Source organism: Streptomyces sp. NPDC043908 (assembly GCF_056435525.1).
In genome coordinates, this window is the sequence record NZ_JBWKEI010000003.1 from 442,291 (window position 1) to 468,613 (window position 26,323).

Annotated in this window: 30 protein-coding genes; 14 read left to right on the top strand and 16 right to left on the bottom strand. The window is 71.0% G+C overall.

The genetic code is table 11. The annotated features are described in order from the left end of the window. The 6 genes from AC069K_RS10055 to AC069K_RS10080 all read right to left on the bottom strand — a co-directional run. The coding region (locus AC069K_RS10055) for a PEP/pyruvate-binding domain-containing protein (RefSeq protein WP_478614170.1) at positions 1 to 1,354 on the bottom strand (1,354 nt) is incomplete at its 3' end. Positions 1,355 to 1,818: 464 nt separating this feature from the next. After that, positions 1,819 to 2,682, bottom strand: coding sequence for an SGNH/GDSL hydrolase family protein (locus tag AC069K_RS10060; RefSeq protein ID WP_478614173.1), 864 nt, complete (start codon positions 2,680 to 2,682; stop codon positions 1,819 to 1,821). A gap of 612 nt (positions 2,683 to 3,294) precedes the next feature. Continuing rightward, the gene (locus AC069K_RS10065) at positions 3,295 to 3,771 is read right to left on the bottom strand and encodes a hypothetical protein (protein WP_478614176.1); all 477 of its coding nucleotides are present in this window, start codon (positions 3,769 to 3,771) and stop codon (positions 3,295 to 3,297) included. A 313-nt stretch (positions 3,772 to 4,084) separates the two neighbouring features. After that, positions 4,085 to 4,636, bottom strand: a complete 552-nt coding sequence (locus AC069K_RS10070; protein ID WP_365105307.1) for a phosphatase PAP2 family protein — start codon at positions 4,634 to 4,636, stop codon at positions 4,085 to 4,087. Between the two features lie 56 nt (positions 4,637 to 4,692). Continuing rightward, positions 4,693 to 5,754 carry a YihY/virulence factor BrkB family protein gene (locus AC069K_RS10075; protein ID WP_365105310.1) on the bottom strand — a complete coding sequence of 354 codons (1,062 nt, stop codon included), beginning with the start codon at positions 5,752 to 5,754 and terminating at the stop codon, positions 4,693 to 4,695. Positions 5,755 to 5,831: 77 nt separating this feature from the next. Further along, positions 5,832 to 6,197 carry an STAS domain-containing protein gene (locus AC069K_RS10080; protein WP_365105313.1) on the bottom strand — a complete coding sequence of 122 codons (366 nt, stop codon included), beginning with the start codon at positions 6,195 to 6,197 and terminating at the stop codon, positions 5,832 to 5,834. A gap of 218 nt (positions 6,198 to 6,415) precedes the next feature. Between AC069K_RS10080 and AC069K_RS10085 the strand changes: the two genes are divergently transcribed. Together AC069K_RS10085 and AC069K_RS10090 are read left to right on the top strand one after the other, a co-directional pair. After that, complete coding sequence (locus AC069K_RS10085; RefSeq protein ID WP_365105315.1) at positions 6,416 to 6,862, top strand: ATP-binding protein; 447 nt, start codon at positions 6,416 to 6,418, stop codon at positions 6,860 to 6,862. Between the two features lie 138 nt (positions 6,863 to 7,000). Continuing rightward, positions 7,001 to 7,990, top strand: a complete 990-nt coding sequence (locus tag AC069K_RS10090) for a magnesium and cobalt transport protein CorA (RefSeq protein ID WP_365105579.1) — start codon at positions 7,001 to 7,003, stop codon at positions 7,988 to 7,990. A gap of 120 nt (positions 7,991 to 8,110) precedes the next feature. Here the strand turns inward: AC069K_RS10090 and AC069K_RS10095 are convergent, their stop codons facing one another. The 4 genes from AC069K_RS10095 to AC069K_RS10110 form a co-directional block, all read right to left on the bottom strand. After that, a complete protein-coding gene (locus AC069K_RS10095; RefSeq protein WP_478614185.1) occupies positions 8,111 to 8,665 on the bottom strand; it encodes a DM13 domain-containing protein in 555 nt (184 codons plus the stop codon). A gap of 138 nt (positions 8,666 to 8,803) precedes the next feature. Next, positions 8,804 to 10,105, bottom strand: a complete 1,302-nt coding sequence (locus tag AC069K_RS10100; RefSeq protein WP_478614188.1) for an MFS transporter — start codon at positions 10,103 to 10,105, stop codon at positions 8,804 to 8,806. Positions 10,106 to 10,305: 200 nt separating this feature from the next. After that, positions 10,306 to 12,456: a glycoside hydrolase family 9 protein gene (locus AC069K_RS10105; protein ID WP_478614191.1), complete on the bottom strand. Its 2,151-nt coding sequence runs from the start codon at positions 12,454 to 12,456 to the stop codon at positions 10,306 to 10,308. 433 nt (positions 12,457 to 12,889) lie between these two features. After that, on the bottom strand, positions 12,890 to 13,396 hold the full coding sequence (locus tag AC069K_RS10110; RefSeq protein ID WP_478614194.1) for an ArsI/CadI family heavy metal resistance metalloenzyme: 507 nt from the start codon (positions 13,394 to 13,396) through the stop codon (positions 12,890 to 12,892). Positions 13,397 to 13,487: 91 nt separating this feature from the next. Here AC069K_RS10110 and AC069K_RS10115 point away from each other — a divergent pair, with 91 nt between their 5' ends. From AC069K_RS10115 to AC069K_RS10130, 4 genes are read left to right on the top strand one after another with little or no spacing between them, the layout of a single operon-like run. Next, positions 13,488 to 13,868: an ArsR/SmtB family transcription factor gene (locus AC069K_RS10115; RefSeq protein ID WP_478614197.1), complete on the top strand. Its 381-nt coding sequence runs from the start codon at positions 13,488 to 13,490 to the stop codon at positions 13,866 to 13,868. Next, positions 13,865 to 14,641 carry an aquaporin gene (locus AC069K_RS10120; RefSeq protein ID WP_478614200.1) on the top strand — a complete coding sequence of 259 codons (777 nt, stop codon included), beginning with the start codon at positions 13,865 to 13,867 and terminating at the stop codon, positions 14,639 to 14,641. The genes AC069K_RS10115 and AC069K_RS10120 overlap by 4 nt, the downstream gene beginning before the upstream one ends. After that, on the top strand, positions 14,641 to 15,060 hold the full coding sequence (locus AC069K_RS10125) for an arsenate reductase ArsC (protein ID WP_478614203.1): 420 nt from the start codon (positions 14,641 to 14,643) through the stop codon (positions 15,058 to 15,060). The genes AC069K_RS10120 and AC069K_RS10125 overlap by 1 nt, the downstream gene beginning before the upstream one ends. After that, the gene (locus AC069K_RS10130; protein WP_478614206.1) at positions 15,057 to 15,563 is read left to right on the top strand and encodes an N-acetyltransferase family protein; all 507 of its coding nucleotides are present in this window, start codon (positions 15,057 to 15,059) and stop codon (positions 15,561 to 15,563) included. The genes AC069K_RS10125 and AC069K_RS10130 overlap by 4 nt, the downstream gene beginning before the upstream one ends. A gap of 84 nt (positions 15,564 to 15,647) precedes the next feature. On the opposite strand, the gene AC069K_RS10135 is transcribed toward AC069K_RS10130, so the two are convergent. Together AC069K_RS10135 and AC069K_RS10140 are read right to left on the bottom strand one after the other, a co-directional pair. Continuing rightward, complete coding sequence (locus AC069K_RS10135; protein ID WP_478614455.1) at positions 15,648 to 16,055, bottom strand: DUF2267 domain-containing protein; 408 nt, start codon at positions 16,053 to 16,055, stop codon at positions 15,648 to 15,650. Between the two features lie 101 nt (positions 16,056 to 16,156). Beyond that, complete coding sequence (locus AC069K_RS10140; RefSeq protein ID WP_478614209.1) at positions 16,157 to 16,594, bottom strand: Hsp20/alpha crystallin family protein; 438 nt, start codon at positions 16,592 to 16,594, stop codon at positions 16,157 to 16,159. 717 nt (positions 16,595 to 17,311) lie between these two features. Between AC069K_RS10140 and AC069K_RS10145 the strand changes: the two genes are divergently transcribed. Continuing rightward, positions 17,312 to 17,638: a MerR family transcriptional regulator gene (locus AC069K_RS10145; RefSeq protein ID WP_358832085.1), complete on the top strand. Its 327-nt coding sequence runs from the start codon at positions 17,312 to 17,314 to the stop codon at positions 17,636 to 17,638. Positions 17,639 to 17,692: 54 nt separating this feature from the next. Here the strand turns inward: AC069K_RS10145 and AC069K_RS10150 are convergent, their stop codons facing one another. Then, complete coding sequence (locus AC069K_RS10150) at positions 17,693 to 18,265, bottom strand: GNAT family N-acetyltransferase (RefSeq protein WP_478614212.1); 573 nt, start codon at positions 18,263 to 18,265, stop codon at positions 17,693 to 17,695. A 156-nt stretch (positions 18,266 to 18,421) separates the two neighbouring features. On the opposite strand from AC069K_RS10150, the gene AC069K_RS10155 reads away from it, so the two are divergent. From AC069K_RS10155 to AC069K_RS10165, 3 genes are all read left to right on the top strand, one after another. After that, entirely contained in the window at positions 18,422 to 19,045 is a 624-nt protein-coding gene (locus tag AC069K_RS10155; protein WP_478614215.1) for a TetR/AcrR family transcriptional regulator, read from the top strand. After that, positions 19,042 to 19,899, top strand: coding sequence for an alpha/beta fold hydrolase (locus AC069K_RS10160; protein ID WP_478614218.1), 858 nt, complete (start codon positions 19,042 to 19,044; stop codon positions 19,897 to 19,899). Before AC069K_RS10155 ends, AC069K_RS10160 begins: the two co-directional genes overlap by 4 nt. Before the next feature lie 249 nt (positions 19,900 to 20,148). Continuing rightward, entirely contained in the window at positions 20,149 to 20,907 is a 759-nt protein-coding gene (locus AC069K_RS10165) for a bestrophin-like domain (RefSeq protein ID WP_365105353.1), read from the top strand. Here AC069K_RS10165 and AC069K_RS10170 read toward each other — a convergent pair. Together AC069K_RS10170 and AC069K_RS10175 are read right to left on the bottom strand one after the other, a co-directional pair. Then, on the bottom strand, positions 20,886 to 22,229 hold the full coding sequence (locus AC069K_RS10170) for a KamA family radical SAM protein (protein ID WP_478614221.1): 1,344 nt from the start codon (positions 22,227 to 22,229) through the stop codon (positions 20,886 to 20,888). The genes AC069K_RS10165 and AC069K_RS10170 overlap by 22 nt on opposite strands. A gap of 153 nt (positions 22,230 to 22,382) precedes the next feature. After that, entirely contained in the window at positions 22,383 to 23,312 is a 930-nt protein-coding gene (locus AC069K_RS10175; protein ID WP_478614224.1) for a helix-turn-helix transcriptional regulator, read from the bottom strand. 63 nt (positions 23,313 to 23,375) lie between these two features. On the opposite strand from AC069K_RS10175, the gene AC069K_RS10180 reads away from it, so the two are divergent. Beyond that, on the top strand, positions 23,376 to 23,567 hold the full coding sequence (locus AC069K_RS10180; RefSeq protein WP_478614227.1) for a hypothetical protein: 192 nt from the start codon (positions 23,376 to 23,378) through the stop codon (positions 23,565 to 23,567). Continuing rightward, on the top strand, positions 23,564 to 24,142 hold the full coding sequence (locus AC069K_RS10185) for an NIPSNAP family protein (protein WP_478614229.1): 579 nt from the start codon (positions 23,564 to 23,566) through the stop codon (positions 24,140 to 24,142). Before AC069K_RS10180 ends, AC069K_RS10185 begins: the two co-directional genes overlap by 4 nt. Positions 24,143 to 24,182: 40 nt before the next feature. Here AC069K_RS10185 and AC069K_RS10190 read toward each other — a convergent pair whose 3' ends face one another. Next, positions 24,183 to 24,605 carry a winged helix-turn-helix transcriptional regulator gene (locus AC069K_RS10190; RefSeq protein WP_478614232.1) on the bottom strand — a complete coding sequence of 141 codons (423 nt, stop codon included), beginning with the start codon at positions 24,603 to 24,605 and terminating at the stop codon, positions 24,183 to 24,185. A gap of 88 nt (positions 24,606 to 24,693) precedes the next feature. On the opposite strand from AC069K_RS10190, the gene AC069K_RS10195 reads away from it, so the two are divergent. Further along, positions 24,694 to 25,515 (top strand): Rossmann-fold NAD(P)-binding domain-containing protein, encoded by an 822-nt coding sequence (locus tag AC069K_RS10195; protein ID WP_478614235.1) that lies wholly within the window; start codon positions 24,694 to 24,696, stop codon positions 25,513 to 25,515. A gap of 111 nt (positions 25,516 to 25,626) precedes the next feature. Further along, on the top strand, positions 25,627 to 26,307 hold the full coding sequence (locus AC069K_RS10200; protein WP_478614237.1) for an adenosylcobinamide amidohydrolase: 681 nt from the start codon (positions 25,627 to 25,629) through the stop codon (positions 26,305 to 26,307). Positions 26,308 to 26,323: the final 16 nt, after the last annotated feature.

Genomic DNA, 26,323 nt, shown 5'->3' on the forward strand with positions numbered 1-26,323 from the left:
CGCGAGGGGGGGTCTCGAGGGACTCTTTGTTGCGCTCGACATGTTTGGGGGTGGGGACCGGGTTGTTCTCGGTGGGGGCGGGCGGCCCCCCGCCCGGCCCCCCGCCGGGGTCCGCGTCGGGGAGCGAGGGGACGAAGTCGTCGCGGTCGAGTACGGTCTCCAGCGCGTCCCGGACCAGCGGATCGCCCCGGCCCATGAGGTCCAGGAGCGCGGTGCGGCTCGCGGGCGAGGCCAGGCGCCGGGTGACGTCGACGAAGAGCCTTCCCCCGGCCTCCTGCATCGTCGCCATGGCCGTCCGCCGCCACACCGAGAGCCCCAGCGGCGTCATGGGATCGGTCATCATCTGCTGATGTCCGACCGAGACGTAGAGGTGGTTGTCCTCGTCGTCGGCCTCGGGGATGGGGAACAGGGTCGTGATCGGGCGGCTCTGGACGACGAGGAAGTCGTCGTCGGCCAGGCACCACTCGATGTCCTGCGGGCAGCCGAAGTGCGCTTCGATCCGCCGCCCGAGCTGGACGAGCCGCAGGGCCTGAGCATCCGTCAGCGCGGGTTGCTCCTGCTGCCGGGAGTCGAGGACGACTTCCTGGGTACCGCCGGCCGGCAGGGCGTACAGGGCGCGCTGTTTGGCGGCGATCGTCCTGGCGATGATTTCGCCGTCGCGCACCGTGAAGACGTCCGGGTTCACCAGACCGGAGACCAGCGCCTCACCGAGGCCGAAGCCGGCGTCGACGGTGGCGACCTTCCGGTTGCCCGTGACGGGATCGGCCGTGAACAGGATGCCCGACGCGTCCGGGAAGACCATCCGCTGCACGACGACGGCCATGTGGACCGTGCGGTGGTCGATGCCGTTGCGCTGGCGGTAGACGACGGCCCGCTCGGTGAACAGGGAGGCCCAGCACCGGCTGATGTGCTGGAGGACCGCCTCCGGTCCCACGACGTTCAGGTACGTGTCCTGCTGGCCGGCGAAAGAGGCCGTCGGCAGGTCCTCGGCCGTCGCGCTGGACCGTACGGCGTACGCGGACTGCTCGCCGAACCGCGCGAGCGCGCCGGTGACCTCCGCCGCGAGATCGCCGGGGATGGTGACGCCCTCGATGGTCCGGCGGAGCTCCGCGCTGAGCGTACGGGTCGCCTCCCGGTCGTCCGGGCCCAGGTGCGACAACTGCTCAAGCCGCTCCGCGATCGACGGCGCCTCCGTCATGATCCGGCGGAAGGCGTCCGTCGTCACGCAGAAGCCCCCGGGCACACGGATGCCTTCGAGCCGCGAGAGCCCGCCCAGATGCGCCCCCTTGCCGCCGACGATCGCGCCCTGTGTCTCGTCGGCCGCTCGGAGATCCCACACGTACTGCTCGTTCATCGCGATACCTTCCAGGCAGCCGTGCCGCGTCGTCCCGCACGGGCCGATCCAACCACCGGTGTTTGCGGATCTGTCGTATTCCTTGTCAGGCACGTTCTCGTTCCGGGCTGCCCGTCCCGCGGCCGTCCGGCCGGTCCCACCCTTGCTCCGACGTCACCGGGTCCGCCGGACCTCGACAACAACACACGCACGTCGTGCCCTCAATTCCGCAGGTTGTGGCCTTGGCCGACGATTGTGCGATACGCCCTGGGCCTTGCGGCAAGCCCCCTGACGCGCTATATCTTGATAGTGGCAAGGAGATACATCGCTCCTTGCCTTTGTCGTTTCCCGGCCGTGGAGTTGCCGACGAGCCCGGTGGTGAGCGCGCCCACCGGACGCCGCAGGCCCCCGACCGGGCGATCCGGTCGGGGGCCTGCGCGCAGCGGGCGTGCCTGGTGCCGTGGCTCTGCGGACGGCCGCGGCGATCAGCCGAGTCGCAGCACACTCATCGTGCGCTCGGCCATGCGCCGCTCTCCCAGCGCGTTGGGGTGCACGGGCACGATGTTCTGTCCGAACAGGAGCGGCTCGATCCAGCGGGTGCCGGCGGCCTTGCAGGCGTCGTGCCCCTCGGACACCTCGGTGAAGTCCACATAGGTGGCCCCGGTCTCCTGGGCCGCGCGCCGCACGGCGTCGTTGAGGTGCTGCTGGATGTCGCGCAGGTACGGCACGTCCCCGGCGGCGATCGGGAGCTTCACGAAGCAGGACGGATCGGCGGTGGCGGGCATGATCCAGGGGTAGCCCAGCGCCGCCACGCGTGCCCCGGGCGACTTGGCGCGGATGTTCTGCAAGGCCTTCTTCAGCGCGGGATAGGTGTTCGCGTCGATCTGGTCCTGGAAGGCGGTGCCGTTCTTGTCCTTGCAGGGGCTGCCCTTCCCCCCGCTGAGGATGCCGGCCGTTCCGCAGGCCGTCACGGCGTTGATGAAGGTGTTGTTGTCGTTGCCGCCCATCGTGAAGGTCACCAGATCGGTGTCGGCGCTCAGCGCGTCCAACTGGGGTGCCACGCCCGGGTATTGGGAGGCGGTGAAGTCCTTGGTCTGGGCCGCGCCGCAGGTCACGTCCTTGAGGTGGCTGCCGGTCCGGGAGGCGAGGACGTGGGGGTAGTTCGCGGTGGAGCGCAGACACAGGAGGTTGCCGGCGTCGATGGGCAGGACGCCCGAACCGGCGCTGTAGCTGTCACCCAGGGCGACGTAGTCGAGCGGCGAGGCGGCGTGGGCGGTGGCACCGGTGAAAGCGGCGGCGAGTGCGCCTGCCATGGCTGACGCAGTCATGACAGAAACGAGCTTGGTCATGTGCTCTCTCTTCTCAGGAGCGGTGCGAGTGGGGGAGGCCGCGCCGAACGCGGCCGGGCTTCATGAGAAAGAAGCGGCTTGAGCAAGCGGAGCAGGGGGGGTGGGCGGGGCGGCCGGGCCGTGGTGTGTACGCCGACGGCAGGGCAGTAGCGGAGGCGGGATTACCGCCGGTTACTACTGATAGGTAATGTGGGCCATCGTCGGCTCGGGGTCAACACGCGTGACAGCGGTTTCTGTGGCCCGGCCGTTACGCCGCCCGCTGAGTCCTGGGCGACGGGGCGGGCCTCGGCCTGCCCGGCACCGGCCCGGACGGGGCGGACGGGTGATTCAAGCGCGAGCCCCCGGGCACCCTCAATTCCATGACCACGAGGGCCGGTTGACCCCCGCCCTTTGGCCCCGACGGCGCGCGGTCGGATCCTTCATCGCGGGAGAACCGCCACCTGATCTACGGCGCGCCGGTCCCCGGAGCAGAGCACGACGCCGCGTCACCGCGCGGATGCCGTGCCGCGCACCGGGCCCTGCTGCACCGACTCGGCACACCGAAGGGGCAGCGCGAAGTCCCCGGCCACCGGGGGGCGGGTGTGGTCCGGTCAGGCGCCGGAACGTGCTGCTTCAGGCAGTGTTCGGGGCGTGCGGGCAGGGTGTGAGGGAGGTGGTGGCGGGGATGCGCATGCGGAGCAGGAGATCGCGCGTGACGCCAGAGTCCGATGTGCTGTGCCAGGCGACATCCGGGTTGCGTGCCCGCAGATGCGAGAGCGCCCGAGTGTCCAGTCCCGTGTTGTCGAACGGCTCGTTGATGGCGACGGCGGTGATGACACCCTGCGCGCAGGGGGAGCAGATCCGGTAGCGGACCTGCCCGACGACCTGGCGGACATGGACGAGGAGCAGGCACTCTTCGTCGGAGTCCGCCGTGCCGGGGATGTGGGTGGACAGGAAATCGATCGCGCTGTAGGCGAGGATCCGGCGTTGCAGCCGGGCGGTGAGCCGGCTGGGGCGCGCGTGCTTGGCGCCAGACGGACCGGACGGCGAGGAGTGAGCCGTTCCGGCCGAACCGAACAGGGTGCTCGTGGGACGCGCGTGTCGCTGCATGGAGTTCGTGTGCCCAGACCTCACCGACGTACCCCTCCGGGTCCTGGCCGGGAATCGATCCTCAGCGTATTCGCCTGCCCGGGTGCTCGCCGTCGAGGTGAAGGTGGAGCGACCTGAGCCTGTCCCAGCACTGTTCGGGATGAGCGTCGGCTTCTCGCCGCCCGGGGTCATCGAAGAGGGCGGATGGCTGGATCAGTCTCGCCGGAGCAGCCTCCCCGCGACGCCGCGGGGAGGCTGCTCCGGCGAGAGACCGCGGCCTACGGCCGGGCTGGTGGCGGCCGCTGCTGACCCCTCCCGACGACCGGCCGCGGTCCTAGAACAGCCAGTGGCGCAGGACCACCCGCAGGGAGCGGCGGGTCGCCCAGGCGCTGGCCAGCCCGACCGCCGCCCCGGCGACCACGTCGCTGGGGTAGTGGGCGCCGCTCTGCACCCGCTCGACCGCCACCAGGGCGGCGGGCACCGCGCACGCCGCGCCGACGGCGGGCCACCGGGGTGCCACGGCGGCGGTGAACGCCACCGCGGCGGCGGTGTGGCCGGAGGGGAAGGACGAGGAGTCGGGGCGGTCGTGGACCTCGTCGTGCGGGAACCAGTCCTTGGGCGGCCGGGGCCGGCCCGCCACCTGCTTGCACACGCCGTTCGAGACCAGCTGTGCCACCACCAGGGCGGTCAGACCGGCGGCCGCCGCCCTGCGGCCGCGCCATCCGCCCAGCGCCGCCATCGCCACGGCGGTGCCGCACCACAGCTTCGTACTCTCCGCGGTCTCCTCCACCACGGAGAGCATCTTGCCGACGCGGGGAGGAATGCCGGTGGCCGTCTTCTTGGTCAGCGATCGCTCAGCGTCGCGCAACCCCACGAAATACCTCATGAACGACAAGTATCCCGAGGTCATCGACGTACACCCCAAGATCACCGATTGGCGGGTCACGCCTCGCCGAGGCGGCGACGGTCCTCCTCGTCCCACGTGCGGGTGTCGCGGGGTTCCGTGTACGGCTCGGCCTCGGGCGGCAGGCCGCCGGCGATGGCCCGCTGACGGGCGGTCTCGGCGTCGAACTCCAGCCCCAGCAGGATGGCCAGATTGGTGATCCACAGCCAGAGGAGGAAGACGATGACACCGGCCATGGTGCCGTAGGTCTTGTTGTAGCTGGCGAAGTTGGCGACGTAGAACGCGAACCCGGCGGAGGCGATCATCCAGATGACCAGGGCGAGGAAGCTGCCCGGAGTGATCCACTTGAGCCCCCTCACCTTCGCGTTCGGGGTGGCCCAGTACAGGATCGCGATCATGATGGTGACCAGGAGGACGAGCACGGGCCACTTGGCGATCGACCACGCCGTCAGCGCGGAGTCCCCGATGCCCAGCGCGGTGCCCGCCTGGTGGGCCACGCCGCCGGTGAACACGACGATCAGCGCGCTGGCGACGGCCAGCACCATCAGCACGACCGTCACTCCGACCCGGATCGGCAGGATCTTCCACACCGGGCGGCCCTCGGGCATGTCGTAGACGGCGTTCGCGGCGCGGATGAACGCGGCCACATAGCCGGAGGCCGACCACACCGCCAGGACGAGACCGACGATCGCCATGAGGGAGCCGACACCGGCGTTGCCCTGCAACTGCACCACGGCCTGGGTGATGATGTCCCTGGCCGAGCCGGGCGCGAACTTCTTGATGTTCTCGAGCACCGAGTCGGTCGCCGACTTGCCGGTGATGCCCAGCAGCGACACGAGGACCAGCAGCGCCGGGAACAGCGACAGCACGCCGTAGTACGTCAGGGCCGCCGCGCGGTCGCTCAGCTCATCGTCCTTGAACTCCCGCAGCGCGCCCTTGAGTACCGCACCCCAGGCCCGCTTGGGGAGCTTCGTCGGCGTGTCCGGCGCGCGACGCTCCACCTCCGGTCCGGGCCCGGCCTCCTCGGGCGTGATGTCGTGTTCTTTCGTCGCGTCGCTGTCGTGGCGCGCTTTCCGCCCGGGGAGATGGAGCTTCGTCATGGGCCCCGGATACCCCTCCGCGCCCTGCTCATGTCATCACTGTCCCGGCGCGCGGGGTCACGTCCCGGTGCGCGTCGTCAGGCGTCGACGGCCTCGCGGACGGTGGAGTAGCAGTCGATGATCGTGTCGAGTCCGACGAGTTGCAGGGTGCGCAGGACGGATCCGGTGGCACCGGCCAGACGCAGCCAGCCGTTCGCGCCGCAGATCGCGGAGCGCGCGGAGATGAGGATGTTGATGCCGCTGGAGTCCATGAACGTCACCCCGCTGAGATCCACCACCATCCGTGGTGCGCCCGTGCTCGCGGGGAAGCGGAGAGCCTGGCGGAGGAACTCGCAGGTGTGGTAATCGATCTCCCCGCTGACGGTGATGACCTCGACGTCGTCGACGGTCGCGGAGGTGATCGCCAAGCTGTCCGGCTCCACGATGTCCTTCTTGTCGGTCACGCTGGTCTCCACAACGCTCGGTGGCTTCGGTCGGTGACCTCGTCGGCGGCTGCCTGTCGGCCTGGTCTGGATCCTACGGGGACGTCCTCGACGGCGTTCCTGTGCCGACGGGAGGTTACAGGTGTACAAAGAGGGGTTGCGGGTACGCGCGGGCCTATGGACGGGGGACACAAGTGGTGGGGGTGGAGTCGGTCCCTCTCGGCGGGGAGGGTCCCATAGTGCGGCATCCGGAGCCTTGGCAGGTCTCGGCGGCGCTGGAGGGCGACGGTGCCTGTATCGCCGAAGCCCGCCACTTCGCGGCGGACTTCCTCGCCCGGCTCCGGAGCGAGCAGGGGATCCCCGTCTCGGCGCGCGCGATGGACCTCACGCAGCTCGTCGTCAGCGAACTCGTCACCAACGCCCGCAAGTACGCTCCCGGCCCGGTGCTCCTCGATCTGCGCGTCACCGGCACGGTGGTGGAGGTCGTGGTCTGGGACAGCGACCCGGTGCTGCCGGTGGCCCGGGCCGCCGACGCCGGCCGGGTGGGCCAGCACGGCTTGGAGATCGTCATGGCGGTGGCCCAGGGCTTCGAGGCGCGGCGCGAGCCGGTCGGCAAGCGCGTCACCGCCAGCGTGGCGCTCCTAGACGATCCGGACGGCGGCGCGGCCGGCCCCCGCGGGGCCTGACTCCGGCCGAACTCCGGCCGACTCGGCCGTCCCACGCGAAGGTCCGGTGACGGCATGGCCTGCCTGCATCGGTTCAGGTCAGCAGGCCTTTGCCCTCCGGGAAGCATGGAATGCGGCGGCCGAAGCATGCGAGAGGGCATGGAATGCGTGATCTATCAGGAGCAGACGGGTGAGTGCGAGCAGCTGGACTGCCGACAGGCGGACACGGGATGCGAGGCCGTCCTCGACCGCCTTGCCGCGCTGAAGCCGCGGGAGTTCGCCTGGATACGCATGGACGAGCCCCGCGAGGAGGAGCTGGAGCGGCTCGGCCACTCTCTGAAGCTGCACCCTCTGGCCGTCGAGGACGCGGTCCAGGCCCACCAGCATCCCAAGCAGGAGCGCTACGGTGATGTGCTGGCGGTCGCGGTGAAGACGCTGTGGTTTGTCGAGCGGACCGCGGACGTGGAGACCGGCGAGGTGATGATCTTCATCGGGCCGTCCTTCGCGCTGACCGTACGGCACGGGGCGAGCGACCCCACCGAGGAGGCGGCGCGCAGGCTCGCGGAGCAGCCCCGTATGCGGGAGTTCGGGCCGGTCAGCGTCCTGCACGCGGTGACCGATGTGATCGTCGACGCCTACGCCGAGGCCGCCGCCCAAGTACGCACGGATCTGACCGAGTTGGAGCGGTGCGTCTTCTCGCCGGCCCGCGACGACCTGACGGAGCGGATCTACTCGCTCAAGCGTGAAGTGGTGGAGTTCCGCGACGCGATCCAGCCGCTCGTCCCGGTGGTACGGCCCTTCCTCACGGCACGGGAGGAGTGGCCGCCGCAGATCGTGCCGTACTTCCGTGACGTGGTCGACCACCTCACCCGCACCGACACCGAAGTGCGCGCCCTGGACGACCTGCTCGCCTCCGTCCTGGACGCCCATCTGGCCAAGGTGGGCACCTGGCAGAACGACGACATGCGCCGCATCAGCGCGTGGGCGGCCATCCTCGCCATCCCCACCATGGTGGCCGGTATCTACGGCATGAACTTCGCCCACATGCCCGAACTGGACTGGCGCTACGGCTACCCGTCCGCGCTCGCCCTGATGGCCGTGGGAGCGGGGTTGCTGTACCGGGCCTTCCGCCGCAACGGCTGGCTGTGATGGTCGCGGGCGACCGGCGCCGGCGGTCCGTACAGGCGCCGTCAGAGGGGGAGGGTGGCGGGCCCTCCCTGTCGGCTGTGCACCGCTGGCTCCGGCCGTCACCCGTACCGGCGTACGGGTTCAGACGCGGGCCAGTTCGGCGGCGCCGAAGGACACGTCGAAGCGGTCGCACCAGATGGTGACACTGCGGTACCGGTCCAGGTCGAGGTCGGCGGGGAGCGTGTAGTTCTGGTCGCCCTTGTTGCCCTTGAGCTTGCCGAGGCTGACGTGCCGGCCGTCGTCGAAGACGCGCCAGCCGTCCTTGCCCGGCTTCACCTCCGCGTCGGTGAGCCAGACCCGCAGATCGGGCCCGTTGCTCGTGTCCAGGTCCATCAACCGCAGGATGCGGGTCCCGTCCGGGAGGCGCAGGACGCGCACCGCCCCGCTCGTCTCGTGCTCGTGGCTGACAAGCTCCCCCTTGGCCAGGTCCTGCGGCTTGCTCGGCGCGCGGATTTCGCCGGCGACCGGCGTCGAGGGCGGCGCGGAGGCGGCGAGGGGGATCTGCTCGCGCACGGTCTCGTCCACCCACAGCTTCCACGGCTGGAACCAGAAGAGCCCCGCGCCCACCGCGACCACTCCGAAGAGCAGGACGGTGATGAACCACGGCCTGTCAAACGCCTTGCGTACGCGTTCCATGTCATGCCTCCACCTCGCCGATGTGTCCCTGCCCCCATAGGACGGCTGGACGGAGGCGCGGCGCTCCCGGATCCGTATGACGAAAGTCTTACGGCCACCGAGTCACCCCTCCCGCGCGCCACGGCCCTGACGGCGTGATCAGGCGGTGTCGGGAAGCGGGGTCTCCTCGGGGCGCCCCTGTGTCCCGTCGGCCGTGTGGTCGGCCGTGTGGTGGGCAGGGCGGCGGGTGCGTTCCGCCCATGCGGCCACCGGCGGGCCCGCCGCGCCCAGCGCCATGAAGAACACGCCGAGCAGCAGCCACCCCGCGTGCCCCAGGCCCAGGACCGCCGTCGTGAGGACGACCGGGGCCAGGGCCTGCCCGGCGTCGAAGCCGACGCCGAACAGGCCCTGGTACTGGCCCTGGGCGTGGTCGGGGGCGAGACCGAAGCCGAGGGCGTAGCCGCCCGAGGACTCCCACACCTCTCCGAGGCTGTGCACGGCGACGGCGAGGACGGCGAGGCCCGGTGCGATCCAGGCCGGGACGTCGGCGGTCAGCGCCATCAAGGGGCAGCTGACCAGGAAGAACAACCCCGCGAGACGGAACGCCCGGCCGCCTTGGCGCGCTGTCTCCACCCGGGAGCCGATCCTGCTCTGGAGCAGCACGCACACGCCGCTGTTGACCGCGTACACCGCAGCCACGGTCCAGCGGGGCGCGTCGGTGTGGGCGGAGAGCCAGATCGGCAGCAGCAGCGACACGGTCTGGTACTGCAAGCCCATCGCGCCGTAGAGCGCGACGAAGGTGACGTACGGCCGGTCGGACAGCACGGCCACGCGGTGGTGCTCCGTGGGCCGGGGGAGTGGTCGGTAATCGGGGACGCCGGCCAGGGCGATCAGACCGGCACACGCGAAGCTGGCGGCGTTGGCGAGGATGAGCACGGTGTAGGCCGAGCGCGTGTCGACCGAGACGGCGAAGGCGGCGCCCAGGGTGCCCAGAACGACGCCGAGGTTGACGAATGTACGGAGTTTCGCCCGGAAGGCGGCCGGGCGTTCACCGCCGGCGCGGGCGACGAGCGCACCGCCCGCGGCGCCGCTCGCGGTCGCCGCCAGCCGGTCCAGGGTGGCGATGAGCGTGAACGTGAGCCAGCCGTGGATGAAGACGAACGCGGCCATCGTCACAGCCTGCATCGCGAGGGCCGCCAGCCAGACCGTGCGCGGCCCGTACCGGTCGGCCAGGTTCCCCGCCGGGATCCCGGCCACCAGCCCGACCAGCCCGGCGATCGTCAGACCGGCGCCGACCCGCGCGGCGGGCAGGTGCACCACCAGCGTGAAGTAGAGCACCGCGGCGGTGTTGAACAGCCCGTTGCCCACCCGGCTGACGAAGGCGGCGACGATGAGAGCGCGCTGGGGACCCTCGGGCGCCGGCAGACGGGATATCCGTGGCGCGCCGCTCTTCTCGATCATGCGGTGAGGCTAACAGCGGCCCCGCCGGACCCTTCCGTGTTGGTCCGGGTGGCCGTTCACGCGCCGACGCGCAGCCACCAAGTGCCGGTCAACCTCCAAAGGATGTACCGATTTCCCTGCAGAGTACGGCCCCGCCGGTGGTCCGGCGGGGCCGCACGGGATCGCAGGGGCTGGGCCCTGACGGCCTCGGTGACGGTGTCTCAGGTGCAGGCGCTTCCGTTGAGGGTGAAGCCGGTGGGGGACGGGTTGGTTCCGGTGTACGTCCCCTGGACTCCGAAGCTCGCCGTGGCGCCGGGTGCGATCGTCCGGTTCCAGCCGGCGTCGCGGGCGCTGACGGAGGTACCGTTCTGGGTGACGGTCGCGTTCCAGGCGCCCGTGGTCCGCTGGCCGGCCGGGTAGGTCCAGGTGAGCTGCCAGCCGTTCACGGCGGCCGGGGCCGTGTTCTTGACGGTGACCGTCGCCGTGAAACCGGTGTTCCACACGCTGTCCACCTTGTACGTCACGGCGCAGGCCGCGGTGGGCGGTTCACCGGAGGAGTCCCCCTCGGCGGCGTAGGCGGCGAGCCAGGCCAGCGGGGCGTTCCAGTTGACCGCCACCTCGTTGGTGGAGTACGAGCCGATGTCGTCGATGTAGCACGCGGCGGGCGCGCAGCCCGGGAGTTTCGCCTGGGCCACCGGGTCCTGGAGCGCGCTGTCGGGACCACCCGCGAGCGACCCGGCCGGGGGGTGCGGCAGCGAGGCGTCCAACTGGTGCGCCCAGAAGCGGTGGTGCTGGTTCTGCGAGGACGTCTCGCCGTAGCCGGAGACGTAGGACTGGCCGAGCGCGTTGCGGCCGAGCAGGTAGTCCATCGCCTCCAGCGCGCCGGTGCGGTAGCGGGCGTCGCCCGTCAGCTCCCCGGCGACGGCCAGGATGATCGCGTTGTCCGCGACCTCGCTGTTCGAGCCCCAGAAGTACCCGTCCGCCGGGACCGGCACCGCGTAACCCTGGGCACCCATCCTGGACAGGTGGCTGTCGGCGGCCGCGGTCACCGACGCACGTACGCGGGCCAGATCCGAGGCGGGCAGCCCGTTGGGCACCGTGGCCAGGGTGAGGCGGCCGAGCGCGGCGGTGTCCGCCCAGCCGAAGCCGTAGGGCGAGAAGGCGGCGGCCGAGGTGTGCCAGGACGAGGACGTCACCGCGTCCCGGAATGTGCTCTCGCCGGTCGTCGCGTACAGCTCGGCGGCCGCCCAGTAGAACTCGTCGCCTACCTGCGCGTCGCCGTAGGCGCCACCTCCCGTACTGTCCGAATCCGGGGCGAGCAGGGCCGGGTTGGCCTGTGCGGCGGCCCAGGCGCGGCGGGCCGCGGAGAGGCAGCGGTCGGCGAACGCGGCGTCGTAGGGCCGGAAGACCCGGGCGCACTGCGCCCCGGCCGCCGCCAGGTTCAGGGTCGCCGCGGTGGACGGCCGGTGCAGCTCGCGGGGCTGGGTGTCCTGGTCGGGCCTGGTCGGCATCCCGGTCCAGGCCGCGTCATGGACCTTGTGGAACGCCATGCCCGCGTACGGCTTGCCCGCGGGTACCTGCATCCGCATCAGGAAGTCGAGCTCCCAGCGCGCCTCGTCCAGGACGTCCGGAACACTGTTGCCGCGCTCGGGGACGCGCAGGGTCGAGTCGCCCAGTGCCGCATCCGTGCCCGCCCGCTTGGCGCGCTCGAAGGAGCCGACGACCAGCCAGGTGGAAATACCGCCGTTGACCACGTACTTGCCGTGGTCGCCCGCGTCGTACCAGCCGCCCCTGACGTCCTGGGTGTAGTCGCACACCCCCGCTTGGCAGGGGACCGAGACATCGCCCTTGTTGGGCGCCACGTTCAGGTGCCCGGCCGGGCGCGCGTAGGAGGAGCCCACCAGGGAGGCGTCGATGGCGACGCCGCTGCGCTGGTGGTAGAAGAAGGCCATCGAGTCGGAGCGCAGCCCGTCGTAGAGGCCGGCGCGGACGTCGAAGGGCACGCTGCTGCTGCCGTCCACCGACAGGACGTATCCCGAGCCCGTCCCCTGGTACGAGGAGAAGTCGGCCACGTGGACGGACTGCCCGGAGGGGGCGTCCGCGCCGCGCGGGGCGGTGGCTCCGGAGGCGACCACGGTCCCGGACGCGTCGCGCAGTTGCCAGGTGAGGGGCTGGGTCGCGGTGGTGACGACGGTGGCGCGCTTGGGTCCGTCCGGCAGGTAGCCGACCTGGTTGACGCGGACGGCCGTCGTAGCGGCCGCCGAGGGGGCCGACGCGGCGGGTGTGGCCAGGACGCCGCCGCCGAGGAGGCAGCCTGCCAGCAGGGCGGCGGCGAGGCTTCTGGCCCGGCCGGGCGACGGGGTGGGGGGCATGAGCGGCTCCTGGGAGGTCGGTGGGAGGTCAGACGGGTGGAGTGGGCCGGGTGAGCGGGGCCGTGCGCCGGGGGAGGTGACGTGACGTCGGCACGGTCCGCGGAGGGTCCTTTCCGGGAGGGCACGGAGCGGGAGCGCTCCCACGCGGCGAAATATCGAACATCGGTCGATGGTTCGGGATTTCGAGGCGGACAGTAATGAGGCGAGGGGCAGTCGTCAACAGGTGAGGATATGTACGCGAGTTGAGGAGCGGTACGGCCGGGACCCGTGCGAGCGGCCGCACTTGTGCCGTTGCCCGCCCCCGGGAGGCTTCCGGAGGCGGGCAACGGCACAAGCGGTCAGGGCGGGGCGTCGGTCGTCGTACACCACGGACGGGCACGCGAGCGCGTCACGGCGGCCCCGATCCCCGAGCGGACGGCGGAACCAGCCGGGTTCAGTCGGCGCACGCGCACCCGGCGGCGCTCTTCGCCTCGGCGGGAGTCCGGGCCGGGTCGAGGGCCTGCTCGCCGGGGGTGCAGCAGGCGGTGGTGCCGCAGCAGGCGTCCGGGGCGGTGCCGGCCTTCTCGCGGGTGTCGACGTCGGCCTTGACGACATAGACCTCCCACGGCTCCTTGCCGGGACCGGTGACCCACACCTTGTCCTGCACGGCGTAGCAGCAGGAGGTGTCGTTCTCCTCGAAGGTCGCCAGGCCCGTGTCCTTGAGCCGCCCGGCAGCCGCGGTGACCTCGTCGGTCGACGTCACCTCGACGCCGAGGTGGTCCAGGCGGGTGTCCTCGCCCCTCTCGCCCTCGATGAGGACGAGCTTGAGCGGGGGTTCGGCGATGGCGAAGTTGGCGTATCCCTCGCGGCGCTTGGCCGGGGCGGTCCCGAAGAGCTTGGAGTAGAAGGCGACCGAGCCTTCCAGGTCGGCGACGCGGAGGGCGAGCTGAACACGGGACATGGCGGATTCCCATCCGTGAGAACTGCTTGTATCGACGGCTGTCGATACAAGCGAGGTTGTCACCGGATTAGATGGCTGTCAACATAGAGGCATGTCGAAACAAGCTGGTCTGCCGATGCTCGGGCAGGACGACGAGGCGTGCTGCGCCCCGATGGTGCGCGAGCCACTGGGGGAGGAGACCGCGGCCGAGCTGTCGCGGATGTTCAAGGCGCTGTCGGACCCGATCCGGCTGCGGCTGCTGTCACTGATCGCCTCCCATGAGGGCGGCGAGGCCTGCGTGTGCGACCTCGTGGGCCCGTTCGACGTGTCCCAGCCGACGATCTCCCACCATCTGAAGGTGCTCCGCGAGGCCGGCCTGGTCGGCTCCGAGCGGCGGGGGACCTGGGTGTACTACTGGGTGCTGCCCGAGGCCCTGGCGAAGCTGTCCGCCCTGCTCCAGATCCCCGTCGCGTCCTCGGCGGTTCCGGCGTGAGCGTGCCCGCGCCGCTGGTGCGGCGGGTGGCCGCCGAGGCGCTCGGCACGGCAGCGCTGGTCGCGGTGGTGGTCGGCTCCGGGATCCAGGCCACCGCGCTGACCCACGACATCGGGGTGCGACTGCTGGCCAACTCCCTCGCCACCGTCTTCGGCCTCGGAGTGCTGATCGCCCTGCTCGGGCCGGTGTCGGGAGCGCACTTCAACCCGGTGGTCAGCCTCGCGGCCTGGTTCACCGGTCGCCGTGCCGGGGGCGAGGCCACTCCTCTGCGCGACGTCATCGCCTACGTACCCGCCCAGATCGCCGGGGCGGTCGCCGGTGCGATGCTGGCCGACGCCATGTTCGCCGAGCCGCTGGTGCGTTTCTCCACCCACGACCGGTCGGCCGGACACCTCTGGCTGGGCGAGGTCGTGGCCACCGCCGGGCTGGTCTGGCTCGTCTTCGGCCTGGCCCGCGCGGGCCGCGCACACCAGGCGCCGCTGCTGGTCGCCTCGTACATCGGAGCGGCGTACTGGTTCACGTCCTCCACGAGCTTCGCCAACCCGGCCGTGACGGTCGGCAGGGCGTTCACCGACACCTTCGCCGGCATCGCCCCCGCGTCCGTGCTGCCGTTCCTCGCCGCCCAACTCGTCGGAGCCGCCGTCGGTCTGGGCCTGGTCGCGCTCTGCTTCGGCCGCCCGGCTCCCGCGAGCGAGGACGAGGTGGTCGTCCCCCACGACGGACGGCAGACCTCCATCCCCACCCCCTCCGCCGAAGAAAGCGCACTGACGTGATGAGCACCTCCGACGTACCTTCCGTGCTGTTCGTGTGCGTGCACAACGCCGGACGGTCCCAGATGGCCGCCGCCTTCCTCGCCCACCTCGGCGCGGACCGCGTCCAGGTCCGCTCCGCCGGATCCGCCCCCGCCGACGCGGTGAACCCGGCCGTGCTGGAGGCCATGAAGGAGGTCGGCATCGATCTGTCGGACCGGACCCCCAAGGTCCTCACCACCGAGGCGGTGCGGTCCTCGGACGTGGTGATCACCATGGGCTGCGGCGACGCCTGCCCGTACTTCCCCGGCAAGCGGTACCTCGACTGGCAGCTCGACGACCCGGCCGGCCAGGGCGTCGCGGCGGTCCGCCCGATCCGCGACGAGATCGAGCGGCGCGTCCGCGTCCTCCTCACGGAACTCGGCATCAGGGCGACGGCGTGACGAGGACTGACCCCGGCCTACGCATCGCTCCGCTGCGGCCGGAACACGCTGAGCAGGTCCTGGCGGTCTACCAGTTGGGTCTCGACGAAGGCCAGGCCTCCTTCGAGACCACGGCCCCCACCTGGGAGGCGTTCGACGCGGCCAAACTCCCCGCCCACCGCCTGGTCGCCCTCGCCGGGGACCGGGTCCTCGGCTGGGCGGCGGTGGTGCCGGTCTCGGACCGCTGTGCGTACGCCGGTGTCGTCGAGCACTCCGTCTACGTCCACCCCGACGCGCGCGGTCGCGGAGTCGGCATGGCCCTGCTGAACGCCTTGCTGGCCTCCACCGACGCCGCCGGGATCTGGACGGTGCAGTCCGGCGTCTTCCCGGAGAACACCGCGAGCCTTGCCCTGCACGGGCGGGCCGGGTTCCGGGTCGTCGGCACGCGTGAGCGCATCGGCCGCCATCACGGCGTATGGCGCGACGTTGTCCTCGTGGAGCGCCGCAGCCCCACGATCACCTGATCCGGCCGAGGCGCCCGCCCCGATTGCGAGCCTCGATCGCTCTTCCGGGGCTCAGGACGGCCATGGGCTCATGGATGTGCAGGCTCATGGATGTGCGGAGCCGACCTGGGGGCGGCCGAAGAGAAGGTCGTAGCCGGCCGGCAACTGGAGCAGGATCTGCTCCATGAGCTGGTCGCCCGCCGCGTCGGCGGCGGTGCTGAGGACGGCGCTGACGTCCCAGGTGGCGGTCGTCTCGGTAGCCCCTTCGATCCAGGCCGCCGTGGCGCGTACGAATCGTTCGGGCGAGAGCGGTTCGGCGCTCTGCAAGGGGTTGAGGAGGATCAGGGCGAAGGCTTCCGGCAGACACGCGGCCAGCTCGGCACGGACCCGGCCGACCAGGTGGGCCCCGAGCAGGGCGAGAACGACGCGGGCCGCCCGTTCGGCTTCCTGGACGTTCTTGTACTCGCCGCGTTCCTTCACCTGGTCGAGGAACGCTTCCCTTCGCAGGGACACGTCAGCCACCGCCTCTCTGGACTGAGGAGAGCGCAGGACGGGCGGAGGGGGGGAGATCAGGGGCCCGTCCTGCGCCGCTGTTTCGGCTCAGGTCGCCGTGTTCAGCTGGAGATCTCCTTGCGGGAGGAGTCCCCGCTGATGGTGATCTTGCGGGGCTTGGCGCGCTCGGCGATCGGGATGCGCAGGGTCAGCACGCCGGCCTCGTAGTCCGCCTTGATGCGTTCGGTGTCGAGCGTGTCGGCCAGCACGAGCTGACGGGAGAAGACACCCAGCGGCCGTTCCGACAGTTCCATCTGTACGTTCTCGGCCTTGGCGACGGGGCGGCGCTCGGCCTTGACGGTCAGCATGTTCCGCTCGACGTCGATGTCGATCGCCTCCGCGCTGACGCCCGGAAGGTCGAAGGCCACCACGTACTCGTCGCCCTCGCGGTAGGCGTCCATCGCCATCGCGGCAGGTCGCGTCCAGGTACCGGTGCCTGTGCCGGTCAGCTGCTGGGCGAGGCGGTCGAGTTCACGGAAGGGGTCGGTGCGCATCAACATCGTGAAACACCTCCAGAAGGTTCGGGCTGTACCCGCCAATGCGCTTCAACACGTCCGTTGTAGCACGTCATCCAATGGATGACAAACATGTCGTCGTCGAAAGGACGACGGTGTGGGAGGCCGGGACGGTGCCGCTGATCAGCACGAGGCCCTGCTGTGTTCGAGGCCGATAGCTCCCCTGTCGAACGCAAGAAAATCTATGTCGGCCGGAGTAGACATTGGGTGCTGGTGTGGCTATGGTTTCTCTTGTAGCTCAGATCGACAAGGCCCGGCAGAGACGAACTGCCGGGCAGCAGTAGCCGCAGTTCGCAGGACGGTGCGGTGGTGGAGTTCCGAAGCCAGAGCAGGTGCAGGACGGTGACGGGACTGACCATCGGACCGGGTGGCCCGCAGTGATCAGGGGCCGCCACAGCAGTACCGCAGTGAGCAGTACCAGCAGTACGCAAGTGATTGATCCCAGAGGGAAGGACGGAGGAGCCCAGCGCCATCAGGATCGCCCGGGCGGATGGCTGAGCCCGGGTACCGCAGGACATCGATAGTGAGGTGGTCTCCGGTCAAGCAACCGCGATCCCCGCATCTCCGACAGCAACCGGGTCGGAACGGCGGAAACAGAAGGCCGGCGCAGTACCAGGGCCGGCAGATGGTGTAGCAGTTCCTTCGGGGCCCTGGTGCCATATGGCACCAGGGCCCCTCAACGCGTGCCACAGAGAGGTGCAAATGACAGTAGAGGACTCCAACAGTCGTCTCGACGACGACGACTATCCGGCCTACACCATGGGCCGGGCCGCCGAGATGATCGGCACCACCCAGGGCTTCCTCCGCGCCATCGGCGAAGCCCGGCTCATCACGCCGCTCCGCTCCGCCGGCGGCCACCGCCGCTACTCCCGCTACCAGCTGCGCATCGCGGCCCGCGCGCGTGAACTCGTCGACCAGGGCACGCCCATCGAGGCCGCCTGTCGCATCGTCATCCTTGAGGACCAGCTCGAAGAAGCCCAGCGCATCAACGCCGAATACCGTCGCGCCGCCGAATCGACGAACCCGTAGGCAGGTCCGGTGCCACGACGCTGAAGAGCTTTCCCCGGCGCCGGGCCGGGCGGGTCACGCCCCGCCGAGGCGGCCGGGGTGCCCGGTGGTTGTCGCCGCCGCCGGGACTTCGAAGACGACCGTGAGTCCGTCGCCTTCGTCTCCCTGCTCACCGACGCGTGTGAAGCCGAACCCCGCGATGGTGGCCAGGGAAGCCGCGTTGTCGGAGCCGATCCTGGCGCGCACGGTCGTGACACCGGGTTCGGCGGCCGCCCGCTGGAGCAGCGCCGTCAGCATGGCCCGGGCATAGCCCCGGCGCCGGAACCCGGGCACCACGGTGTAGCCGACCTCGACCATTCCGGCCGCGTCCGGCGGACCGTGGAACCCGGCGTCGCCGACGACGACCCCGTCCGGCTCGGACACCACGGCACGGGTGATCCACGGCGCGGCGGAGGGTTCCCTGACGAGTTGGTCGGCGCGGTAGCCGAAGATCGAGCGGGCCCGGTCGCTGATGAAGTGCTCGTCGAGGGCGACCCCGGCCTCGGCGTCGGCGGCGGGGAGGTCCCCGTCCGCAAGCGCGCGCAGTGCCTTGGCGTTGAGCTCGACGAAGCGGAGGCGCTTGGGGCCGGGAAGAGGTTGGTTGTTCATCGCGGGAGATGCTCGCCCAGCGCTGGACGACTGTCCACTGCTTTAACGGTCGCGGCGGACACGGGTATCGACCCCGGTGAGGTCGCCGCTTGACCGTCCCTGGGGGTGCGCCTAAATTTAGAGGGCTCTCTAACTTCCCAGGAGAGGGGCGCGCGTATGCAGCCAGTCGAAGGGGGACTGCGCGAGCACCACAAGGCCCAGCGACGGATCCGCATCCTCGAGGCGACGCGCCGGCTCCTGCGCGAGAGCCCCGAGTCGGCGCTCAGTACGGAGCGGATCGCCGAGCGAGCGGGGGTCGCCCCGGCCACGGTGTACAACCTCATCGGCCCCCGCGACAAGGTCTGGGAGGCACTCGCCACCGGGTTCATGGACGAACTGGAGCGCTGTCTGGGGGAGTTGGCGAACTGCGGCCCGCAGGACGTCGTCCGGTCGACCGTCCAACTCTTCGTGGCCGACCCCGTCGTATCGCGTCGCCTGGTGCGCGAATGGGAGGCAAGCGGCCTCGTGTTCGCCCGCAGCCCGCTGACCCAGCTCCGCCGGGCCCTGGCGGACGCGCGGTCGCAGGGCCTCCTCCGCGCCGACATCGACACCGACGGCCTGGCCACCGTCGTCGCCACCGCGTGCGTCGGCGCGCTGCACCAGTGGGTGGCGGCCCTGATCGACGATGACCGGTTCCTGGCGCGTGCCCTGTTCGCGCTGGACGTCGCACTCGCCGCGGCGGCCGCGGATCCCCATCGCGAGCAGTTGCTCACGCCGCTGCGCGACCGGGGCGCGGTATGACCGCCGACGCTCTGCCACGCCAGCGCGGCTTCCTCGGCCAGGGCGGGATCCGGCTCGTGGCGGACGAATGGGGTGAGGCGGCTTCGCCGCCGCTCGTCCTGCTGCACGCGGGCGGTCAGACGCGACACGCCTGGCGTCGGACCGGCCCCCGGCTTGCCGCGCTGGGATGGCGCGTCGTCGCCCCGGACCTGCGGGGACACGGCGCCAGCGCATGGTCGCCCGACGGTGACTACGACCTCCGCCTGTTCGCCGACGACGTCCGGGCGTTGGTTGCCCAACTCGACGCGCGGCCGGTGCTGGTCGGTGCATCGCTCGGCGGCCTGGGCTCGCTGCTCGCCGCCGGGGAGGCACCTGAAGCGGCGATCCGCGCTCTGGTACTCGTCGACGTCGCCCATCGGCCGGACCCGCGCGGGATGCGCCGCGTCGTCGAACTCATGCGCCGTCGGCCCGACGGCTTCGCCAGTGTGCGGGAAGCGGCTGCGGCCCTCTCCTCGCCCGCACCGCAACGCCCGCGTCGGGATGACGGCGAAGGGCTACGGACCTCCCTGCGCCGCCAGGGCGATCGCTGGTTCTGGCACTGGGACCCGAGCCTGCTGGACAGCTTCGCGGGCCGGATGGACCCGCCGGGCATGGCGGACCGCCTCCTCGACGCCGCACGCCACGCCGACGTGCCGATCCTGCTGGTGCGCGGCGGGATCAGTGACCTCGTGCGCGAAGACGTCGCCGAGGAGTTCTGCGCGAGGGTTCCCCGGGCGCGGTGCGTCGAGGTGGCCGGCGCGGGACACATGGTGGTGGGCGACCGGAACGAGCACTTCATCGATGCGATCGTCCCGTTCCTGGACGAGGTCGGGTGAACTGGGCGCGCGTACGCGGTAGGTGCCCCTTGCGAGCACGGCCGACAGCCGGACCCACGCCGACGCGATCCGCCGAAGAGACGAAGAGGCGAAGAGCCGAAGAAGCCGAAGAAGCCGAGCAACCGGAAGAAGCCGAGGAACCCGAAAGAAGAGGGCCAAAGAGCCTTTTTCCGGGGGGACTTCTGTAACCGTCTCTTCCCAGGTCGCGTCGCGCCGTACTGGACACGCCGCGCCTGAATAATGCCCCCTGTGCTCTTCAATTCCCTGCTGGTCATGCTCGTTGCCGCGTTCTCGGTCGTTCTGACCGCTTATCTCATGTCGCGAAGAAGCGATAAAAAGACCACCGATCTCCCGAAGGGGGTCGAGATGGCCATCGGGGCCATCAGCGGTCTCTTCGTGTTCTCCTTCGCCTTCCTCGCCGTGAACGCCCAGTCGGAACTGACCGCCGCCCGGAAAGCCGGCCTCTCCGAGGCGAGTGCCCTCAAGGATGCCTACTTCGCCGCACAAGGGCTGCCGGCGGCGGACCGGGACCGGGTCCGCCGGGAACTCGTCGGGTACACCCGTTCGGTCATCAGCGCGGAGTGGCCGGCGATGAGCGAGGGCCGGGCGGACCCGGCCACCGTGCGGGGGCTCGACATGCTGCGGTCCTACGTCTACCGCAGTGCCAGCCCGGACCGCGACGCCCGGGCGGCCAAGTCGGAAGTGAACCAGCGGCTTCGGGAGGTGTACGTGGCACGGCGTGAGCGACTGGCGGAGAAGGACGCGCAGGTGCCCCTGCCGATTCTGTCCCTCATGATCGGCGCGGGCGTCGCCACCCTCGCCGTCATCGCGTTCTTCGGGCACCCCGTCACCAAGGTCCACTACGTGTTGCTCGGGTTCGGGGCCGCCGGCTTCGGCTACATGATCTACCTCGTTCTGGCCCTCAACCACCCTTACGGTGGCGGGGTGAGCGTCGGCCCGGACGCCTATCAAGAGGCACTCGCGCGCTATCCGGATCTCCTGCGCTGAACGCCTGTTCCGCCGGGGCCGTGCGCGACCGGCTCCGTGCCGAAGGGGAACGGGTCGCCGTCGAAGGCCGGACGGAGCTGCTCGAACCAGGTCGCCTCCGCGTTCCACCGGGCGAAGAAGGGGCGCCCGAGCATCGTCTCGTCGCGGGCTTGCAGGAACTGGCAGACGAACACCCGCTCGCCCTGGACGGACGCCTCGCCCGCGAGGTGGACCTTCCCGGGAGTCGCGGACATGACGGGGCCGCGGGCCGTGCGGGCGAGCCCGGAGACCTTGCGGACCGCGGAATGGTAGATGTCCAAGGCCCGCGCCAGGGGTACGGCGAAGTAGTTCTCGGCGCCCGTGTCGCGCTCCACGAACATGTAGTACGGCTGAATGCCCAGGCGCACCATCTCCCGCCACATGTCGGCCCAGGCGTCCGGGTCGTCGTTGACGTACCGGACGAGAGGTGCCTGGGCGCGTACCACCGCGCCGGTCGCCCGGATGCGGGCGACGGCCTCGCGGGCGGCGGCGGTGCCCAGCTCCCTGGTGTGGGAGAAATGGGCCATGACGGAGACCGAGCGTCCGGCCGCGACGCACTCTTCCAGCAGACGCAGGACGTCGTCGGCGTCCCGGTCCGTCAGGAAGCGGTAGGGCCAGTAGCTGAGTGCCTTGGTGCCGATCCGGATGTTCTGGAGGTGGGCGAGGTCCGGCGCGAGCAGGGGGGCGATGGTGGTGCGCAGCCGGTCGGCGGACATGATCATGGGGTCTCCGCCGGTGATGAGGACGTCCGACACCTCGGGGTGCGCCCGCAGATACGCCACGGAGTCCTCGGCCTGGCGCAGACTCTGCTTCCATTCGGGCACCCCGACGAACTGGGCCCAGCGGAAGCAGTACCCGCAGTAGGCGTGGCAGGTCTGCCCCGCCGCGGGGAAGAGCAGGACGGTGTGCCGGTACTTGTGCTGGAGGCCTGGGACGGGCCGCCCGCCGAGCGTCGGGATGTTGTACTCGATCTGGCCGGACGGATGCGGGTTGAGCTGCCGTCGCAGCTTGAGCGCGACCTCGCGAAGGTCACGGCTCGTCGCCCCGGATCCCTGGAGCATGTCCATTTCGGTGAACATCGCGGCGGGAAGCATGTCCCGGTGGGGGAAGGTGAGCCGGTAGAGGGGATCGTCGGGGACCCTGTCCCAGTCGATCAGTTCTTCGAGGACATAGCGGTTGACCTTGAACGGCAGTACGGCGGCGACGACCTTCATGTCCCGGCGCGTTCTCTCGTCGAGCCCCTGGAGCTGCGGCAGGTCCGCCAGGCGCTCGCCCGGCACGGACTGCAAGGTCGGTCGGTCCACGCGGGTCGCTCACTCTCGGTCAGACCTTGAGGGAAGGATGCGGAAGCCATTCGAGTCTCACACCGCTGCTCCCGCCCCGCATCCCACCCCGAGCCGGGTGACTCCGTGCCGAGCCTCGCGGCGACACCCCCGCGCACCTGTCCGTGGAAGGATTCACCGCGTGTAGCGGGCGGCCAGGGCGCGTACCGTCTCGGCGACACGGGCGCGGAGTTCTTCCGGGGCGAGGACCTCGACATCGGTGCCCAGCCGCAGGAACTCCTGGTGGGCGTGGTCGAGGGATTCGATGGGCACCCGGGCCTGGGTCCACTCGCCCTCCCCGGGCGTGACACCGAGGCGTCGGGCTCCCTCCCCGGTGAGTCGCACCAGGGCCTCCCCGGTGTGCAGCCGGGCGCGGAAGTCGGCCAGATAGCCCTTCCAGTGCGCGGCCAGGCCGAATCCGTCCGGGACGGTGAACTCCTCCTCCAGCGGCCGCAGTTCGTCGATCTGGTCGACCCGGTAGGTGCGGATACCGGACGGCCCGGCGGCGACCAGATACCAGCGGCCCGCCTTCAGGACGAGCCCGTACGGCTCCACCCGTCGCTCGATCTCCTCCGGCGCCCGCCAGCGCCGGTACCGCAGGACCACGGCCCGCCGCGTCCACACCGCGGTGGCGACCGCCGCCAGGTGAGGCGTACGGTCGCCGTCGCCGTACCAGCCGGGGGCGTCGAGCAGGAACCGCTCCTGGATCCGCCCGGCGTGTTCGCGCAGCTCCGCCGGCAGGGCGGCCCGCAGTTTGAGCTGGGCGGTGGCGAGCGCCTCGCCGAGACCGAGCTCGGCGGCGGTGCCGGGGAGCGCGGCGAGGAACGCGGCCTGCGCCTCGTCCGCGGTCAGTCCGGTGAGCCGGGTCCGGTAGCCGTCGACCAGCCGGTAACCGCCCGCGTGCCCCGCCTCGCCGTACAGCGGGATACCGGCGGCGCCGAGCGCCTCGACGTCCCGGTAGACCGTACGGACGGAGACCTGAAGCTCCTCGGCCAGTTGCCGGGCCGTCATCCGGCCCCGGTTCTGGAGCAGGAGAAGCAGGGTGACCAACCGGCTCGCGCGCATACGGCCCAGTATTCACCTATCCACTGACACAGGATGTCAGGTGAGTGTCCCTAGCCTGCGGGTATGAACGACTTCGGCTTCCCGCACCACTTCGACTTCCTGCACGGCACCTGGGACGTGGCCAACCGCCGTCCCACCGCACCGCTCGGCCCGGACACCGCCCGCTGGGAGCAGGAGTTCTCCGCGGACGAGGGTCGCACCTGGGAGCTCAACTGGACGATGGACTTCACCCGCACCGGAGCGAGCGCCGTATGAGCATCGTCGAGCTTCGGCAGTACACCCTGCGTCCCGGCACCCGGGAGACCCTGATCGAACTGTTCGAGCGCGCCTTCGTGACCGGTCAGCAGGCGGTCGGCATCACCGTGGGCGGCCGGTTCCGCGACCTCGACGACCCGGACCGTTTCGTGTGGCTGCGTGCCTTCCCCGACATGGCGCACCGCCGACGCGCACTGGAGGCGTTCTACACCGGCCCCGTCTGGCGGGAGCACCGTGAGGCGGCCAACGCCACCATGATCGACAGTGACGACGTCCTGCTGCTGCGCGGCCCCGGTTTCGCCCCGGCGCCGGGCACCCGCGAGGTGATCGCGACCATCTGTCACCCGTCCGACGCGGCTGCCTTCGACACGTACGCCGCCCTGCACCTGGAACCGGGTCACGCACTGCACCGCACGGAGCACGCCGAGAACGACTACCCCCTGTTGCCCGTCCGGGCCGGGGAGGACGTCCGGGTCTGGTTCGGCCCGGCCGAGGCCCCGCCCTGGCCGGTCCGGCGGCTGCGGCTGGAACCCGTGCGGCCCTGGCCGCACCCTGTCATGCGACGGGCGGGGTGAGGTATCTCCACGCACGGGGTCCGGGGGACAACTGCCCGCCTCAGTGGATGTCGTGGTCGGGGTGCGCCTGGTCGTAGGCGTGCCGCGACTCGGCGATGACGGGGCGGTGGGCGAGGGACCAGTCGGCGAGTGCCTTGACCAGGTGGGTCAGGCCCGCCCCGGTCTCGGTCAGACGGTAGTCGACCTGGGCCGGGACGGTGGGGTACACGGTGCGCAGCACAAGACCGTCGCGTTCGAGCCTGCGCACGGTGAGGGTGAGCATGCGCTGGGAGATGCCGTCGATGGCGCGCTGGAGTTCACGGAAGCGACGTGGCCCGCCGGCGAGTTCGACGATCACGAGCACCGACCACTTGTCACCGATGCGGTCCAGGAGATCGCGGATGCCGCAGTCGGGGTGGTCTTCGCTTCCGCACGGGTCGAGTTCGGCGGGGGTGGTGGTTACCCCGGTGTGCGTGAGTGACATCGAACTGCCTTCTTGTGGCCGGTTGGCGTGCGTCCGAGGATCAAGCGTAGTCACTGGTGGGCACGACGACGGAAGACTGTGATTGATCATGATTTTGGTGACCGGAGCGAACGGGAACCTCGGCTCGGCCACCCTCGCGGCGTTGCACACCCGTGGTGCTCTCGCAGTGGGCGGCAGCCGGGTTCCGGGCGAGGGCATGCGGCGTGTGGACTTCGACGACCGAGCCGGTCTCGACCTCACCGGTGTGTCGACTCTGGTGCTCGTCTCCGCCGGTTACGGAGAGGACGACCAGGTCGTCGCCCGGCACGCGGCGGTCCTGGACGCCGCCGTGCGTGACGGCGTCGGCCACGTCGTCTACACGAGCCTGACGACCGCCGGTGACCACCTCGGTTTCGCCCTCGCGCACCGCGCGACCGAACACCTGGTGCGGGAGAGCGACTTGCCGTGGACGATCCTGCGCAACGGCCTGTACGCCGAACTCTTCGGCGGTTTGCTGATGTGGGCCGGTGACGGTGTGGAGTCCGCGTTCGGGGACGGCGCCCTGGCCGCGGTCGCGCGCGAGGACCTGGCGGAGGCCGCGGCGGTGGTGGCGTCGGACCCCGCACCCCATCGCGGACGCGTCTACGACCTCGTCGGCACGCCGATCACGGCCGGACAGGTGGCCGACGCACTCGGCGTCACCCACGGCCCCATCAGCCTCGGCGAGTACCGGCGCAGGCTCCTTGAGGACACACCGGGGCTGCTGCCGTTCCAGCCGCCGATGCTCGCCTCGATCGCCACCGGCATCCGGCACGGCTTCCTGGACGGCACCGCACCCGACCTCACCGACCTCCTCGGCCGAGCGCCCCGCGATCCACTGACGACGGCTCACGCGGCCGCAGCCGCTGCCAGGCCGCACCTGAACGTGTAGCAGCGCCGACGGCACGCGGGCCCGCCCCTGCCCCTGCACCCGCCTCCCAGGGTGGCGTGGGCGGAGCAACGTACGATCAAGCGGTTTCCGCCCCATGAGGAGTACTCGTCCGTGACCGCCGTTGTTCCGCCACGACCTGCCGCCGCGGCCCTGCCGGTGCGGCAGCTGTCCCGCTTGGAGGACGGTGAACGACTGCACAGCCTGCTGTGGCGGGCCGGTGACGGCTGGCGGATGATCAGCAGTGCGGTGCTCGGCGGCGGTATCGGGGAACGCTCCTGGGTCCTCAACGCCCAGGTGTCCCACGGCTATCAGCGCCGCGACCCCGACCGCCACCTCGCCGAGCTGGCCCGCCAGGCGGGCGCCCGCGGGCCGGGGGTCGGGCTGATGACGGCCGCCGACGTCCGGGCGTACGGTCACGGGGACGACGAGGGGGTGGACGCGGTGGCCACCGCGGGCCTCGGAGTACGCGGCTGGGCGGCCGCCGCGACGCCGGCCCCGGCCATGACCCCGCGGCCCGGCACGATCAACATCGTGGTCGCGGTTCCGGTGGCCATGACCGACGCGGCGCTGGTCAACGCCGTGGCCACGGCCACCGAAGCCAAGGTGCAGGCTCTGCTCGACACCGGCTACGACTGCTCGGGCACCCCCACGGACGCCGTGTGCGTCGCCGCCCGGTCGCCCGTGGACGGGGCGGAGGTGCACGCCTTCGCCGGCCCGCGCTCGCTGTGGGGCGCCCGCCTGGCCCGCGCTGTCCACCAAGCCGTACGCGGGGCCGCCGGGCCGATGCCATGAGCGCGGGACCTGCGCC

Bases quoted from the DNA above. Each gene is read 5' to 3' on its own strand.
- AC069K_RS10175 (WP_478614224.1), bottom strand. From the start codon at position 23,312: ATGCGCGCGAGCCGGTTGGTCACCCTGCTTCTCCTGCTCCAGAACCGG.
- AC069K_RS10070 (WP_365105307.1), bottom strand. From the start codon at position 4,636: ATGAGGTATTTCGTGGGGTTGCGCGACGCTGAGCGATCGCTGACCAAG.
- AC069K_RS10150 (WP_478614212.1), bottom strand. From the start codon at position 18,265: ATGAACAACCAACCTCTTCCCGGCCCCAAGCGCCTCCGCTTCGTCGAG.
- AC069K_RS10195 (WP_478614235.1), top strand. From the start codon at position 24,694: ATGATTTTGGTGACCGGAGCGAACGGGAACCTCGGCTCGGCCACCCTC.
- AC069K_RS10180 (WP_478614227.1), top strand. From the start codon at position 23,376: ATGAACGACTTCGGCTTCCCGCACCACTTCGACTTCCTGCACGGCACC.
- AC069K_RS10145 (WP_358832085.1), top strand. From the start codon at position 17,312: ATGACAGTAGAGGACTCCAACAGTCGTCTCGACGACGACGACTATCCG.
- AC069K_RS10075 (WP_365105310.1), bottom strand. From the start codon at position 5,754: ATGACGAAGCTCCATCTCCCCGGGCGGAAAGCGCGCCACGACAGCGAC.
- AC069K_RS10155 (WP_478614215.1), top strand. From the start codon at position 18,422: ATGCAGCCAGTCGAAGGGGGACTGCGCGAGCACCACAAGGCCCAGCGA.
- AC069K_RS10190 (WP_478614232.1), bottom strand. From the start codon at position 24,605: ATGTCACTCACGCACACCGGGGTAACCACCACCCCCGCCGAACTCGAC.
- AC069K_RS10125 (WP_478614203.1), top strand. From the start codon at position 14,641: ATGAGCACCTCCGACGTACCTTCCGTGCTGTTCGTGTGCGTGCACAAC.
- AC069K_RS10140 (WP_478614209.1), bottom strand. From the start codon at position 16,594: ATGTTGATGCGCACCGACCCCTTCCGTGAACTCGACCGCCTCGCCCAG.
- AC069K_RS10160 (WP_478614218.1), top strand. From the start codon at position 19,042: ATGACCGCCGACGCTCTGCCACGCCAGCGCGGCTTCCTCGGCCAGGGC.
- AC069K_RS10115 (WP_478614197.1), top strand. From the start codon at position 13,488: ATGTCGAAACAAGCTGGTCTGCCGATGCTCGGGCAGGACGACGAGGCG.
- AC069K_RS10065 (WP_478614176.1), bottom strand. From the start codon at position 3,771: ATGCAGCGACACGCGCGTCCCACGAGCACCCTGTTCGGTTCGGCCGGA.
- AC069K_RS10105 (WP_478614191.1), bottom strand. From the start codon at position 12,456: ATGCCCCCCACCCCGTCGCCCGGCCGGGCCAGAAGCCTCGCCGCCGCC.
- AC069K_RS10100 (WP_478614188.1), bottom strand. From the start codon at position 10,105: ATGATCGAGAAGAGCGGCGCGCCACGGATATCCCGTCTGCCGGCGCCC.
- AC069K_RS10090 (WP_365105579.1), top strand. From the start codon at position 7,001: ATGGAATGCGTGATCTATCAGGAGCAGACGGGTGAGTGCGAGCAGCTG.
- AC069K_RS10060 (WP_478614173.1), bottom strand. From the start codon at position 2,682: ATGACCAAGCTCGTTTCTGTCATGACTGCGTCAGCCATGGCAGGCGCA.
- AC069K_RS10095 (WP_478614185.1), bottom strand. From the start codon at position 8,665: ATGGAACGCGTACGCAAGGCGTTTGACAGGCCGTGGTTCATCACCGTC.
- AC069K_RS10110 (WP_478614194.1), bottom strand. From the start codon at position 13,396: ATGTCCCGTGTTCAGCTCGCCCTCCGCGTCGCCGACCTGGAAGGCTCG.
- AC069K_RS10185 (WP_478614229.1), top strand. From the start codon at position 23,564: ATGAGCATCGTCGAGCTTCGGCAGTACACCCTGCGTCCCGGCACCCGG.